Origin of the sequence: Mesorhizobium sp. B2-6-1, assembly GCF_006440475.1 — a bacterium.
Lineage (GTDB): Bacteria > Pseudomonadota > Alphaproteobacteria > Rhizobiales > Rhizobiaceae > Mesorhizobium.
Genome location: NZ_VFUH01000005.1, coordinates 113,144 through 127,141 on the forward strand (window position 1 = coordinate 113,144; position 13,998 = coordinate 127,141).

A 13,998-nucleotide genomic window follows, 5' to 3' on the forward strand; every position below is an offset into this window, starting at 1 on the left:
ACAGTGCCCCGTTCAGAAACAAGCACGGGACAGTCTTCTTGACCATCACCCAACTTGACGAGCGCAAGCTTGATCCCGCAATAGCCCTGGCCTCCCTGGACGAAACCGCGCCGAGGGAACCGCACCGGCTCTTCGCACTCAAGCATGGCGACTGCTTCGCCGTCGCCGATTCCTATGGCGACATACGCGGTGTGGGCGACGGCTTCTTCCGCGACGACACGCGCGTGCTTTCCGAATTCCGCCTCGCGGTGGGCGGTCGTTCGACGTCGTTGCTGGGCGCATCGCTGAGCCAGGACAATGTCCTGTTCACCTCCAACCTGACCAATCTGCCTATAGAGAGTGCCGGCGGCCGTCCCATCCCGCAAGGAGCGATCCACATCGAGCGTGTCAGGCTGCTGTGGGAGGACCGGCTGTATGAGCGCCTGACCCTTTCCAACTACAGCCAGGAACATTCGACCGTCCTGCTTTCGCTGCGCTTCGCCGCCGATTTCCGCGACATGTTCGAAGTTCGTGGCTCGACACGCGCCAAACGAGGCACCGCCCATACCGCCGAGATGGACCAGAACTCGGTTCTGCTTCGCTATGAAGGCCTGGACAAGGTGGTGCGTACGTCGACGATATCGTTTTCGCAGAAACCCGACGAATTGACCTCCGACCGGGCGGATTTCTTCATTGCAGTCACCAAACGCAGCCGCAAGACACTGTATGTCGAGGTCGGCAGCGAGATGGCCGATGTGCCCGACCGCGACCGGTTTCGCGCCGCAGCGGCGCGCGCGCGTTTCGGCATGCGCGCCAAGCGCCGCCATGGCGCGACGCTGCACAGTTCGGGCAGGGTGTTCAACGACTGGATGGAGCGCGCCCGTGCCGATGTGGCGCTGCTCACCACCGAACTTGCGACCGGCCCTTATCCCTATGCCGGCATTCCGTGGTTCTCGACGGCCTTCGGCAGAGACGGCGTGATCTCGGCGTTGCAGATGCTCTGGCTCAATCCCGGCCTGGCGCGCGGCGTGCTTGCCTTTCTCGCGCAACATCAGGCGACCGAAACCTCGCCCTTCAGCGACTCTCAGCCCGGCAAGATCATGCATGAAACGCGCAAAGGTGAAATGACGGCGCTGAGCGAGTTGCCGTTCGGCCGCTACTATGGCGGCGTCGACACCACCCCGCTCTACGTTCATCTCGCCTGCGCTTACGCGGACCGCACCGGCGACATGGTCTTTATCGACGGCCTGTGGCAGTCGCTATGTGCAGCCGCCGAATGGATCGAGGCGGCAAGCGCTTCGACCGGATTCGTCACCTACCGGCGTGCGGCGGAGTCAGGCCTCGCCAACCAGGGATGGAAGGACAGCTTTGATTCGGTCTTTCATGCAGACGGTCGTATCCCGAAGGGGCCGATCGCGCTGGTCGAGGTGCAGGGCTACGTCTTCGCGGCGTTCCAGGGGCTGGCGAGACTGGCTCGCCGGCGAGGCGAGACAGAAAAGGCGGAAGGCTGGGAAAGGCGGGCCGAAGAGATCCGCCGGCGGGTTGAAAGTCATTTCTGGATCGAAGAGCTGGGTTACTACGCGCTGGCGCTCGATGGCGACGGCCGACCATGCGAGGTGCGCACGTCCAATGCTGGACATCTGCTCTATGTGGGGCTTCCGGATCCGGATCGGGCGCGGATCGTCGCCGATCAGTTGCTGTCGGCTTCTTTTCACTCCGGCTGGGGATTGAGGACGCTCGCCGACGACGCAATATTCTTCAATCCCATGTCGTATCACAATGGCTCCATCTGGCCGCACGACACGGCGATATGCGCGGCAGGCCTTGCGCGGTACGGCATTCGCGACAATGTGGTGCGGCTGATGAGCGGGACGTTCGAATCCGCCGTCCATTTCAACATGCGCCTGCCCGAACTTTTCTGCGGCTTCACCCGCGCACCGGGCGAGGCGCCGATCGCGTATCCGGTCGCTTGCCTGCCGCAGGCCTGGTCGGCAGGTTCCGCCTTCATGCTGATGCAGGCCTGTCTGGGCCTCCATATCGACGGCTGGGCCGGCGAAATCCATGTCACAAGGCCGCGCCTGCCAATCGGCATCGACAGCCTGGTGATCCGCCATCTCGCGGTGGCGGGCACGGCAGTCGACCTGACGTTCCAGCGTGTAGGAGATCGTGTGGGCGCGTTCCTGGCCGACCGCCATGAAGGGTTGGCGCCTTTGATCGTGCGCAGCTAAAAACCGGAACCATCACCGGCGACGTGCGTTGCACCATCTCCCCCGCGGAGAGGCGCGACCTAGGCCGGAGCAATTCACATCGATGCCAGACAACAATTTTGACTTCCTCCACTCTGCCTCCGCTCTATGGTTCGTCATTCTTGCCAGCCTCTGCGTTTCCCTTGTTGCCTTGGTGATTTCCGCGCTGCGATCCCGCCGGACCCCGCCGGAACCGGCGAATGTCGAGCCTCCACCGGCTCGTGTCGTATTGCGGGAGTTCGAAAAGAATGGCCATTCCGCCGACGCGGCGCTCGTCAACTGGTCGCCCTCGACACTGCGCGAAATCCTGGCGAAGGAACTGCCGGATGCGCAAGTGATCGTCGTCTCCAACCGCGAGCCCTACATTCACAATCTCAGGGATGACAATGTCCACCTGGTTGTGCCGGCCAGTGGACTTGTCTCGGCGCTGGAGCCGATCACCCGTGCCTGCGCGGGAACCTGGATCGCCTATGGCGGCGGCTCGGCGGATCATCTCGTCGTCGACCAGAACGACCGCATCGAGGTCCCACCTGAGAACCCATCCTACACGTTGCGCCGTGTCTGGCTGACCGACGAGGAACAGCAAGGCTATTATCTGGGCTTTGCCAATGAGGGTCTCTGGCCCCTGTGCCACATAGCCTTTACGCGGCCCGTCTTCCGCACGTCCGACTGGGAAACGTACGAAGCCGTCAATCGCAAATTCGCCGATACCGTCGTTGCCGAAGCGCGGAACGAACGCCCGATCGTCCTCGTCCAGGACTATCATTTCGCGCTGCTGCCGCGAATGATCCGGGAACGCCTGCCCGATGCGATCATCATCACCTTCTGGCACATTCCGTGGCCAAATTCGGAAGTCTTCAGCATCTGCCCCTGGCGGGAAAAGATCCTGGACGGCCTGCTGGGGAGCTCTATCATCGGCTTTCATACGCAGTTCCACTGCAACAACTTCATCGAGAGCGTCGACCGCTTCCTGGAAAGCAGGATCGAGCGCGAGGATTCGGCGATCTCCTATGGCGGCCAGACCAGCCTGGTCCACGCCTATCCGATCTCGATAGAGTGGCCGCCGGCTCAACTCGGGAAATTGCCCGCCATCGCGCAGTGCCGCGCGCGAATTCGCGAAAAATTCGGGCTGGCGGACAATGTCAGCCTCTGTGTCGGCGTCGAGCGCCTCGATTATACGAAAGGCATTCTCGACCGGTTTCATGCATTGGACGAACTGTTCAAGCAACACCCGGAGTGGATCGGCCAGGTGGCCTTCCTGCAGATCGCGGCGCCAAGCCGTGGAACCTTGCCGGCCTACCAGCAACTGCACGAGGAATGCCTGCGTTGCGCGGCGGAGCTCAACGAGCGTTATGGCCGGGACGGCTACACGCCTGTCTTGATGGTGGCTGAACACCATTCCCAGGAGCAGGTCTACGAAATCTACCGAGCCGCCGATGTCTGCATGGTGACCAGCCTGCACGACGGAATGAACCTGGTCGCCAAGGAATTTGTCGCCGCACGCGACGACGAGCAGGGCGTGCTGATGCTCAGCATGTTTGCCGGCGCTTCCAAGGAGCTTCTCGAGGCACTGATCGTCAATCCTTACGACGCGACGATGATGGCCGAGGCGTTGCTGCAGGCATTGACCATGGTGCCCGCCGAGCAGCGCCAGCGCATGCAGCGCATGCGCGAGATCGTCCGCGACAACAATGTCTATCGCTGGGCGGGCAGCATGCTTCTCGACGCCGCCCGCTTGCGCAAGCGAATCGCGATCGACCCCGCCGGGCCGGGCTCCGTTGCCGCGGCCAATGTGATATCGCTGCTTGATCGCAAACGGGTCGCGGCGCTGTGATGTCGGGATCGGCAAATCTGTCCGTGCCGACCGTCCCGCAAGGCCGATGGGCACTCTTCCTGGACATTGACGGTACGCTTCTGGAACATGCCGCGCATCCCGACGCGGTGGTCGTCGGTGATGCGTTGCGAAGCATGCTGACAAGGCTGGACGGGCGTCTGGCTGGCGCTCTGGCTTTCATTACAGGAAGATCCGTTTCCGCCGTCGACCGGCTCTTCCAGCCGTTGCGCCTGCCGGCTGCGGGTCTATACGGCCTGGAGCACCGGCTTGTCCGTGACGGGCCCGTCGAGGCGGCCGACGAGCCCGCCGACATTGCCGCGCTTGCCGAGGAAATCGAGGCGGAACTGGACAATGTGGATGTCTATATCGAGCGCAAGGGCCCGATCCTGGCCATTCATACGCGTGCGGCGCCGCAGTTGCTGCAACGGGCGACGCAACTGGTCGAACAGGCCCTGGAGCGGCTTCCGCGAGGATATCGGGTTCTTGCCGGCAATGCCGGGGTGGAACTGATGCCGCTCGAGGCGGCCAAGGGAGCGGCAATCAGGCGTTTCTGCGAGTTGCCGGCTTTCCGGGGGCGGATTCCCGTATTCCTCGGAGACGACACGTCGGATGAGAACGGCTTCGAAGCCGTCAATGAAATGGATGGCATTTCGGTCCGCATCAAACCGCAAGGGAAAACCGTGGCGCGCCACGCGCTGGCCGATGTCGCCGAGACCCTGGCCTGGCTCGAATCCCTATGCCACGACCGATCCGGCACGGGCCGGTTTGAGGAGGCGGTCCAGTCCCCTGTCCGGAGTTGAGGCCGCAACGCATTTTGCGTCTTTTAAGAACGGGTTTCAGGAGTTGATCAATGGTCCAGTTCACCAGCCTCATTCACGAGATCATGCCCGCATGGCTCTGGCGGCGTTCGCGCCCGCGTATGCAGGACACCGAGACAACTTTCGATCCATCACGTCCCGAAGATGCCGACGCCGTCTGGCGAAAGGCCGTCGAGAGGGACCTGTTCGGCGCAAACACGCCCGACTATACCGAGACCGAACAGAAGAAGCGCGATCACCACTGACGGAGGCTGTCAGCCTTCCGCGAAGACCAGCGAGACATTGCCGCCGGCATGCCGTTCGAGCCGGCCGGCGAGGTCGAGCTCCAGGAGCACCATGAACACCTGGGCCGGATGCAGGCCGGTGTGGCGGATGATCTCGTCGATCGCCACCGGCGTCGGGCCGAGCGCTTCGGTCACCCTGGCGCGGTCGTTTTCGCCGGGTGGCGGCGTGGCCGAGAAATCGGGGGGATCTTCAAAGGGCGGCAGTTCGGGGGCCCGCAAACCGGTCAGCGGCGCGATTGCCCTGTGAATGTCGGCGGCTTCGGTGACCAAGGTGGCACCGTCCTTGAGCAGGCCATTGGTGCCGGCGGCGCGTGGGTCAAGCGGCGAGCCGGGTACGGCGAACACCAGCCGGCCCATTTCGCCTGCGAGCCTGGCGCTGATCAGGGACCCGGAACGCTGTGCTGCCTCGACCACCACCAGACCGACTGCCGCGCCCGCGACGAGGCGGTTGCGGCGCGGAAAATCCTGGCCACGCGGCTGCCAGCCGAACGGCATCTCCGAAATGATGGCGCCGCCGCGCTCGACGATCTCGTCGCACAGGCCGGCATTCTCAGGCGGGTAGGGCAGATCGAGGCCTCCGGCCAACACGCCGATCGTGCCGGTCGAGAGGCTGCCCTGATGTGCTGAAGTGTCGATGCCGCGCGCGAGGCCGGAGATGATGGCGTAACCGTCGCGGCCAAGGTCGGTCGCCAGCATGCGCGCCATCTTGATGCCGGCGAGCGAGGCGTTGCGGGCGCCGACGATAGCCACCGCGGGCAGCCGGAACACGGCGCCTTCGCCTTTCACCGCCAGCAGCGGCGGCGGATGGTCCATGTTTTTCAACAGGGCGGGATAGTCCGGCTCGCCAATACCGACAAAGCGGGCGCCTGCCCGCCTTGCGGCCTCCAGTTCCGCTTCGGCCTCGGCGATCGAGGGAATGCGGGCGATCCTGCTGGCGCCGCCCGAAATCATCAGTTCCGGCAGCATTTCCAGCGCGACCTCGGCCGAACCGAAGCGGTTGATCAGGTCGCGAAAGGAGGCGGGACCTACATTCTGGGTGCGGATCAGCCGCAGCCAACTCAACCGCTGCCGGTCGCTGAGGCGCGGTCCGGCGAGCGGCTTGCTCACTCCTTCGCCCCGATTTTGCCCTCGGTGCCGGCAAGCAGGCGTGAAATGTTGGCCCGGTGCTTGATGAAGACGATCAGGCTCATCACGACGAACAATGCGGCAATCTGCGGTGTGCTCAGGAAATAGAGGGCGATCGGCACGGCGACCGCGGCCGTCAGCGCTGCAAGCGAGGAGTAGCGGAACAGGAATGCCATGGCCAGCCAGACGATGGCGAAGATCAGCGCCACCTGCCAGGCAAGGCCGATCAGCACGCCGAGATAGGTGGCCACGCCCTTGCCTCCCTTGAATCCGAGCCAGATCGGGAAGAGATGGCCGAGGAAGGCGCCAAGGCCGGCCCAAGCGCCGAGTTCGGGCGCGAAATGGCCCGCGATCAGCACCGCGGCCGTGCCCTTCAGCGCGTCGAGCAGCAGCGTGGCCGCGGCAAGGCCCTTGTTGCCGGTGCGTAGCACATTTGTCGCGCCGATGTTGCCGGAGCCGATCTGGCGCACGTCGCCAAGCCCTGCCGCACGGGTCAGCAGAAGCCCGAACGGAATCGAGCCCAAGAAATAGCCGAGCACCAGCGCCGGGATCAGGTTGTAAGTCATTGTTCCCCGCATTTCCCCCTGACGGGCTGAATTCGGCGCGATGCGCCGCCGCCAGCTCAGACCGAGAACACTGTGCGGCCCGCCACCAGCGTTTGCAAGACCTTGCCTTGCAGGCGCGCGCCTTCGAAACAGGTGTTCTTCGAGCGCGAGCGAATGCCGCTTTCGCTGACGATCCAGGGTTCATCCAGATCGACAAGCGCAAGATCCGCGACAGCGCCGGGCTTGAGCGTGCCGCCAGGCAGGCCGAACAGCCTTGCCGGCGCCGTGGACAAGGTCTCGATCAGCCGCGGCAGCGGCACGTCGCCATTGTGGTAGAGCCGCAAGGCGGCGCCCAGCAACGTTTCGAGCCCAATGGCGCCGGCTGCGGCGTCGGCGAAGGGCAGGCGCTTGGTGTCGACGTCCTGCGGATCGTGCGAGGAGACGATGATGTCGACCGTGCCGTCCCTGATCGCTTCGATCATCGCCAGGCGGTCTTCCTCGGCGCGCAGCGGCGGGGTCAACCGGAAGAAGGTGCGATATTCGCCGACATCGTTTTCGTTGAGTGACAGATTGTGGATCGACACGCCCGATGTGACGGTCGCGCCGTCGGTCTTCGCGCGCGCCACCGATGCCGCCGCCATCGCCGTCGATATCTTTGCCGCGTGGTAGGAGCCGCGCGTCAGGCGCGCCAGGGCAAGGTCGCGCTCCAGCGGGATGGTTTCGGCTTCACGCGGAATGCCGGAAAGCCCCAGCCAGCTGGCGTAGAGTCCCTCGTTCATCACGCCCGACGACGCGAGGTCGGCATCCTGGGTTTCGTGCACGATGGTTGCGCCGAAATCGCGGGCATAAGTCAGCGCCCGGCGCATCACCAGCGCGCTTGATATGGTGTGGCGGCCGTCGGTGAAGGCGGCGGCGCCGGCCTCGCGCAGCAGCCCGAATTCGGTCATCTCGCGGCCGTCGAGGCCCTTGGTGATGGCTGCGGCCGGGAAAATATTCACGATTGCCGTGTCCTTGGCGGTGCGCAGCACGAATTCGACCAGGGCCACATTGTCGATGACCGGATCGGTATCGGGCATCATGACGATCGAGGTGACGCCGCCGGCAGCCGCGGCGACACTTGCCGACGCGATCGTTTCGCGATGTTCTCCGCCCGGTTCGCCGATGAAGACGCGGCCGTCGATCAGGCCTGGAATGACCGCCTTGCCGGCGCAGTCGATGATGGTGGCGCCCTCGGGCGCCCCCTGGTTCAGCGCAGCCTTGCCGGCGGCGGCTATCTTCTTCCCGTCGACGATGACCGTCCCGGTCTCGTCTACGCCGCGCGAGGGGTCGATGATGCGGGCGCGCTCGAACACCGTAATGGTCATGCGCCGCGGCCCTCATGGTTGCGGCGCGGATCGAGCAGCGCTTCCATCACCGCCATGCGCACGGCGACGCCCATCTCGACCTGTTCCTGGATGACGCTCTGCGGGCCGTCGGCGATTTCCGAAGCGATCTCGACGCCACGGTTCATCGGGCCCGGATGCATCACCAGCGCATCGTCTTTCGCGGCCTTCAGCTTCTCGGCGTCGAGGCCGAAATAGCGGAAATATTCGCGCACCGAAGGCACGAAGGCGCCTTCCATTCGCTCGCGCTGCAGGCGCAGCATCATCACCACGTCGGCATCTTTCAGGCCCTCGGCCATTGAGCCGGTGACGATCACACCCATCCTGTCGATGCCCGCAGGCAGCAGCGTCGAGGGTGCGACGACGCGCACCTGCGCGCCGAGCGCATTGAGCAGCATGATGTTGGAGCGGGCGACGCGCGAATGCAGGATGTCGCCGCAGATCGCCACGATCAGTTTCGACAGCGGACCCTTGGCGCGACGGATGGTCAGCGCGTCAAGCAGCGCCTGTGTGGGGTGCTCGTGCGCGCCGTCCCCCGCATTGACCACGGAGCAGCCGACCTTCTGCGCCAGGAGGGCGGCCGCACCGGCCGACTGGTGGCGGATGATCAATATGTCGGGCCGCATGGCGTTCAGCGTCATGGCCGTGTCGATGAGCGTCTCGCCCTTCTTCACCGAGGAACTCGCCACCGACATGTTCATGACGTCGGCGCCGAGACGCTTTCCGGCCAGTTCGAACGACGACTGCGTCCGCGTCGAGGCTTCGTAGAAAAGGTTGATCTGGGTGCGGCCGCGCAGTGTCGAGGTTTTCTTCTCGGATTGCCGCGAGATCGCGACAGCCCGGTCCGCCCTGTCGAGCAGAAGCTCGATGTCGGCGGGGGAAAGATCGCGGATGCCCAGAAGATGGCGGTGGGGATAGAGTGGCAGGGACGAAGCGTCGGTCATCTCAAGGGGCTGCTATAGGGTGGACGTTCCATGGCTGCAAGCGCCAGCTTTGGATTGCGGCTGTTCTCCCCGGTATTTTCGTCGCGCGCCTTGGGCTATATCTAGCCGATGGCTCCGGATTCGTAGCCGCCTGGCAGTAAGGATGAAGCGTGACCGACGACGTGACGAACCAGCCGCCGCCGCTGACAGGCGGCAACGCCTGGCGGGGCGATCCGTTGCTGATCCAGCTTGCCGAGCGCTTTTCCGATCCGGTGCGCAAGGATCTCGACGGGCTCGGCCGCTTCGTGTTGACGCAGGAGGCCCAGGAACTGGCCCGCCTCGCCAATGTCGAAACGCCGAGGCTCAGGACGCATGATCGCCAGGGCCGGCGCATTGATCTGGTCGAGTTTCACCCCGCCTATCACGCCTTGATGCGCCGTTCCGTCGCCAACGGGCTGCACTCCTCGGTCTGGGAGAACGGCGACGCCGAGATCGGCCGCCGCCATCAGGTGCGCGCGGCCCGGTTCTACCTGACGGCCGAACTCGAGACCGGACATCTGTGTCCCATCACCATGACCAGCGCTTCGCTGGCGGCGCTGATGGCGAGCCCGAAACTGTTCCGCGAGTGGGCGCCGCGCGTGACGACGCGCAAATACGACCAGAGCCAAAAGCCGCCGGTCGAGAAGACCGGGCTTACGCTTGGCATGGGCATGACCGAGAAACAGGGCGGCACGGATGTGCGCGCCAATGTGACGAAGGCCGAGCGCGTCGGCAGCGGCTTCTATCGCCTGACCGGCCATAAATGGTTCATGTCGGCGCCGATGTCGGATGCCTTCCTTGTGCTGGCGCAGGCGCCGGAGGGATTGTCGTGCTTCCTCGTGCCGCGCGTCCTTGGCGACGGCTCGGGCAACGGCTTCCGTTTCCAGCGCCTGAAGGACAAGCTCGGCAACCGGTCGAATGCGTCTTCCGAGGTGGAGTTCGTCAACGCGATCGGCGAGATGGTCGGCGAGCCGGGCGCCGGCGTGAAGACGATCATGGACATGGTGACCTTGACCCGGCTCGACTGCGCCGTGGCGTCTTCGGCGATCATGCGGGCGGGGCTGGCCGAAGCCGTTCATCACGCCCGCCATCGCCAGGTGTTCGGCACCAGCCTGATCGAGCAGCCGCTGATGCAGCGCGTGCTGGCCGACATGGCGCTCGACGTCGCCGCTGCCACGGCGCTGTCGTTCCGGCTGGCACGTTCCTTCGACGAGGCGGCGAGCGATCGCGGCGAGGCGGCCTTTGCCCGCGCCATGACGCCGGTCGTCAAATATTGGGTCTGCAAGATCGCGCCGCCGCTGCTCTACGAGGCGATGGAATGCCTCGGCGGCAACGGCTATGTCGAGGAGGCGCCGCTCGCCCGCTACTATCGCGAAGCCCCGGTCAATGCGATTTGGGAAGGGTCGGGCAATGTCATGGCGCTGGATGTGCTGCGTGTGCTTGGCCGCGCGCCGGGCCTGTTCGAGGAGGTGCTTGCCGGCATAGATCGCGATCTGGGCGCGGGCGGACGCGGCACCATCGGTGTGCTGAAGGCGGCGATGCAGGTCGCCGCGACCGACGAAGGCTCGGCCCGCCTGCTGACGGAGCAACTGGCGCTGTCGGCGGCGGCGGCGGAATTGCGCCGGTTGGGGGCAGGGCGGATCGCCGATGCCTTCGTCGAGACGCGGCTGGCGGGCCAGTGGCGCAACACCTACGGCATGCTCGATTCGCGCCATGATGCGCGCATGATCATCGACACGCTCTATCCGCCAACCACCTGAGCAGCAGCCATGGACCACGCCTTGGTCATTCCCCCGCGCCGTTAACCTTAACAAATGGTTTCCGTTGCGAGGGCTGGCGGCAAAGCCCACTGTCATTCCTGTCGAAGCAGGAATCACGATGCGACAGGTATTGACCTCTTTTCTCGCCTTGCACTGGACGATCGTTTTCGCCCTGCTGGCGATCATCTGCATCGATGGAAACCGCGGCGTGGCCGGGGCGCTTGGGGTGCTGGGCGTGACGATCGAGAGCGCCCGCTTCGTCGATCTCGAAAATGTCGTCGTGGTTGCGCCTCTGGCAACGGCCCTGCTTGTCGTGGCGGTGCTGTTCTTCTGGGCTTTTGTCGAGGCGCTGATCAACAATGCCAGCAATCCGGGCGCCGACAGCGTTGCCCGCATCGCCTTCATCAGCGCTTCCGGCGTGCTGTCGCTGATCTTGGTCGGAGGCGCGGCGCAAGGCATCAACGGGCTGTTCCTGGGCGTCGCCGTGCAATTGGCCGCACTTCTGGCCTCCTATGTCGCCATGCTTGCCGAGCGCCGCACCCTGGCCACATCGGATGAGGTTGAAATCCACGCCACGGCGCACAGCATGGCCAGGGCCGCAGCCCACAATTCGCTGCTTTCGCTGATATCGGGCCGACCCCAGCCGACCCGGAAGGGAGGCCGCTGATGCGTTACATCTTCGCATTGTGGGCGGCTCCGATGGCGCTTTTCTGGGGCTGGTTCTACCTGTCGCTCAACGACATGAATTTCGGCTACGTCATGCTGAGCCGGCAGTTGCATGATTTCGTCTTCCAACTCTACGGCCAGATGCTCGGCATCGACCCGGCAATCATTCCCGGTATGGTGGGAAGAGCCTGTATATTCGACGGCCTGCTGCTGCTGGCGATCTGGGCGTTTCGCCGCCGTCGTGAAATCATCGGCTGGATCAGGAGGCGGCCGGCGGTTCCGGTGCAGTTCGAGCGGCTGCACCGAGCGAGCGAAGCCGGTCCAAAACTCCCTGCAGAATAAAGGCGGCGGCGGCCGAATCGATCTTGCCGGCGCGTTTGGCGCGCGAAAAATCCATCTCGATCAGCGTCCGTTCAGCGGCTACCGTCGACAGCCTCTCGTCCCATAGCAGGAAGGGAAGGTCGCTCAAGGCGGCCATGTTGCGTACGAAGGCGCGCGATTTCTGCGCGCGCGGACCTTCCGAGCCGTCCATGTTGACCGGCAGTCCAATCACCACCGCGCCGGCATTCTCCTTTTGCAGCAGATCCAGCAGCACGGCCGCGTCGAGCGAGAATTTCCGTCGGATGATGACCGGGCGCGGATGCGCGAAGGAAAAGCCACGGTCCGAAACGGCGACGCCGATCGTCTTGTCGCCGAGATCGAGCCCGGCAAGCGTCCTGCCGCCGGCCAGCCGTGCCGGCAATTCCTCGATGGTAATGATAGCCAACGGTTTTCCTTTGACCCGACAGCGCCGTCGCGGCGTTTTGAACACGCGAGAACGCCGTAACACTTTGCTCTTGAGCTGACGCCGTTCTATCCTCCGGCGGAGCAAAAATCGAGGAACTCGCTGATGAAACTCACTTGGTACGGACAATCCGCCTTCAAGATCGAGGTGGCGGGCGCAAGCATCCTGATGGACCCGTTCCTGAGCGGCAATCCGCTTTGGAAGAAAAGCTGGGAAGGCCCGGCCGAAGGTGTCACCCATGTGCTTTTGACGCATGGTCACGGAGACCATGTCGGCGATGCGCTCGAGATCCTCAGGAAGACCGGAGCGATGCTGGTCGCCAACCCCGAGGTCTGCGGCTATCTCGGCGGCCAGGGCGTCGACCAGAACAATATCAACCAGGGCAACACCGGTGGCACGGTGGACTGCGGCCCGTTCACGACGACTTTTGTCCAGGCATTGCATTCCTCGTCCTATGGGGACGGCATATATATGGGCAATCCCTGCGGGCTGGTCCTGCATTTCCAGGACGACAAGACGCTCTATCACATGGGCGATACCGACATCTTCTCGGACATGGCGCTGGTCAACGAGCTGCATGAGCCGAAGATCGGCCTGGTGCCGGTCGGCGACCGCTTTACCATGGGAGGTGCTGTCGCGGCTCTCGCCTGCCGCCGCTATTTCAAGTTCGATGTCGCCGTGCCATGCCACTATGCGACTTTCGGCCTGCTCGACCAGACGCCCGACAAATTCGTCGCCGGAATGGAGGGTTCGGGCGTGAATGTCGTCGTGCCTGGGATCGGCGAGGCGGTCACACTATAAATTGAAAACGGAATTAAACCATGGGCTTGAGGAACTCTCTTTGCGTTTCGATGCTGTTTGCGGCGTCGCCGGCGCTTGCCGCGGACGATTTCATTGAAGGGGTATACCTCAAGTCCGAGGAGCTCTGCGCACAGGCCAGGAAAGACACCCTGCAGACGCTGATCGATGCCGGCAACATCGTGCTATCGGCCCATGGCCTGCAAGGGGTCGAATACAATTGCGAGTTCTTGCAGATCAGCAAGGCGACACGCTCGCCGAGCTGGGCGGTGACGGCCATTTGCCAGGAGCCGGGCTACGTTTTTCCCGACGTGCTCTCGGTGACGCAGATGAGCCCGACTCAGATCGATCTCGTCTCCGTCCGGCCCATCGAAGACGAGAGCGAGGCGAGCGGCAACAGCGGCAGCTACTATCTGTGCGAGGGCATGGCCCCGCCGTGAGGCCATTTGCCCGATTGTGGGCATGCACATGTTGCGCGCCGCGCGCGGCGCCGCTATAGGCCGGGGCTGGTTTCCCGAGGCACAAACATGTCCGTTGACGTCAAGACAGTGAAGCGCGTCGCGCGTCTCGCCCGCATTGCGGTGAGCGAGGAAGATGCCGAACGCATGACCGGCGAGCTGAATGCCATACTGGGCTTCGTCGAACAGCTGAACGAGGTCGATGTTTCCGGGGTCGAGCCGATGACTTCGGTAACTCCGATGGGGATGAAGAAGCGCCAGGACGTCGTCACCGACGGCAACAAGGCTGCCGACATCGTCGCCAACGCGCCTGCCACGGAAGAGAACTTCTTCCTCGTGCCGAAGGTCGTGGAGTAA

The 13,998-nt window shown here is 64.0% G+C and carries 15 protein-coding genes; 10 read left to right on the forward strand and 5 right to left on the reverse strand.

Going from position 1 to position 13,998, the window contains the following annotated elements; genetic code table 11:
• Positions 1-44 precede the first annotated feature (44 nt).
• The 4 genes from FJ443_RS13030 (at position 45) to FJ443_RS13045 (ending at position 5,122) form a co-directional block, all read left to right on the forward strand.
• Positions 45-2,207 carry an amylo-alpha-1,6-glucosidase gene (locus tag FJ443_RS13030; protein ID WP_140525405.1) on the forward strand — a complete coding sequence of 721 codons (2,163 nt, stop codon included), beginning with the start codon at positions 45-47 and terminating at the stop codon, positions 2,205-2,207.
• An 82-nt stretch (positions 2,208-2,289) separates the two neighbouring features.
• On the forward strand, positions 2,290-4,059 hold the full coding sequence (locus FJ443_RS13035) for a trehalose-6-phosphate synthase (RefSeq protein WP_140664354.1): 1,770 nt from the start codon (positions 2,290-2,292) through the stop codon (positions 4,057-4,059).
• On the forward strand, positions 4,059-4,859 hold the full coding sequence (otsB, locus tag FJ443_RS13040) for a trehalose-phosphatase (RefSeq protein ID WP_140656331.1): 801 nt from the start codon (positions 4,059-4,061) through the stop codon (positions 4,857-4,859). Before FJ443_RS13035 ends, otsB begins: the two co-directional genes overlap by 1 nt.
• A 50-nt stretch (positions 4,860-4,909) precedes the next feature.
• The gene (locus FJ443_RS13045) at positions 4,910-5,122 is read left to right on the forward strand and encodes a hypothetical protein (protein WP_140664358.1); all 213 of its coding nucleotides are present in this window, start codon (positions 4,910-4,912) and stop codon (positions 5,120-5,122) included.
• 9 nt (positions 5,123-5,131) lie between these two features.
• Here FJ443_RS13045 and dprA read toward each other — a convergent pair whose 3' ends face one another.
• Genes dprA through FJ443_RS13065 form a run of 4 tightly spaced genes read right to left on the reverse strand, consistent with a single transcriptional unit; the run spans position 5,132 to position 9,157 of the window.
• Positions 5,132-6,268, reverse strand: coding sequence for a DNA-processing protein DprA (gene dprA, locus FJ443_RS13050; protein ID WP_140664361.1), 1,137 nt, complete (start codon positions 6,266-6,268; stop codon positions 5,132-5,134).
• Positions 6,265-6,852 carry a glycerol-3-phosphate 1-O-acyltransferase PlsY gene (gene plsY, locus FJ443_RS13055; RefSeq protein WP_140515331.1) on the reverse strand — a complete coding sequence of 196 codons (588 nt, stop codon included), beginning with the start codon at positions 6,850-6,852 and terminating at the stop codon, positions 6,265-6,267. The genes dprA and plsY overlap by 4 nt, the downstream gene beginning before the upstream one ends.
• 56 nt (positions 6,853-6,908) lie before the next feature.
• Complete coding sequence (locus FJ443_RS13060) at positions 6,909-8,195, reverse strand: dihydroorotase (protein ID WP_140525336.1); 1,287 nt, start codon at positions 8,193-8,195, stop codon at positions 6,909-6,911.
• Complete coding sequence (locus tag FJ443_RS13065; RefSeq protein ID WP_140525335.1) at positions 8,192-9,157, reverse strand: aspartate carbamoyltransferase catalytic subunit; 966 nt, start codon at positions 9,155-9,157, stop codon at positions 8,192-8,194. The genes FJ443_RS13060 and FJ443_RS13065 overlap by 4 nt, the downstream gene beginning before the upstream one ends.
• Before the next feature lie 149 nt (positions 9,158-9,306).
• Here FJ443_RS13065 and FJ443_RS13070 point away from each other — a divergent pair, with 149 nt between their 5' ends.
• The 3 genes from FJ443_RS13070 to FJ443_RS13080 all read left to right on the forward strand — a co-directional run bounded on the left by FJ443_RS13070 (position 9,307) and on the right by FJ443_RS13080 (position 11,943).
• Complete coding sequence (locus FJ443_RS13070) at positions 9,307-10,935, forward strand: DNA alkylation response protein (RefSeq protein ID WP_140584622.1); 1,629 nt, start codon at positions 9,307-9,309, stop codon at positions 10,933-10,935.
• Between the two features lie 118 nt (positions 10,936-11,053).
• Positions 11,054-11,602, forward strand: coding sequence for a hypothetical protein (locus FJ443_RS13075; protein WP_140525333.1), 549 nt, complete (start codon positions 11,054-11,056; stop codon positions 11,600-11,602).
• Positions 11,602-11,943 (forward strand): DUF6105 family protein, encoded by a 342-nt coding sequence (locus FJ443_RS13080; protein WP_140525332.1) that lies wholly within the window; start codon positions 11,602-11,604, stop codon positions 11,941-11,943. Before FJ443_RS13075 ends, FJ443_RS13080 begins: the two co-directional genes overlap by 1 nt.
• On the opposite strand, the gene ruvX is transcribed toward FJ443_RS13080, so the two are convergent.
• On the reverse strand, positions 11,861-12,367 hold the full coding sequence (gene ruvX, locus FJ443_RS13085; protein ID WP_140525331.1) for a Holliday junction resolvase RuvX: 507 nt from the start codon (positions 12,365-12,367) through the stop codon (positions 11,861-11,863). The two genes, FJ443_RS13080 and ruvX, sit on opposite strands and share 83 nt — an antisense overlap.
• 123 nt (positions 12,368-12,490) lie before the next feature.
• Between ruvX and FJ443_RS13090 the strand changes: the two genes are divergently transcribed.
• From FJ443_RS13090 to gatC, 3 genes are all read left to right on the forward strand, one after another.
• Positions 12,491-13,186 (forward strand): metal-dependent hydrolase, encoded by a 696-nt coding sequence (locus FJ443_RS13090; protein ID WP_140664367.1) that lies wholly within the window; start codon positions 12,491-12,493, stop codon positions 13,184-13,186.
• 20 nt (positions 13,187-13,206) lie between these two features.
• Positions 13,207-13,623 carry a hypothetical protein gene (locus FJ443_RS13095; RefSeq protein WP_140515339.1) on the forward strand — a complete coding sequence of 139 codons (417 nt, stop codon included), beginning with the start codon at positions 13,207-13,209 and terminating at the stop codon, positions 13,621-13,623.
• Between the two features lie 87 nt (positions 13,624-13,710).
• Positions 13,711-13,998 carry an Asp-tRNA(Asn)/Glu-tRNA(Gln) amidotransferase subunit GatC gene (gene gatC, locus FJ443_RS13100; RefSeq protein WP_140498745.1) on the forward strand — a complete coding sequence of 96 codons (288 nt, stop codon included), beginning with the start codon at positions 13,711-13,713 and terminating at the stop codon, positions 13,996-13,998.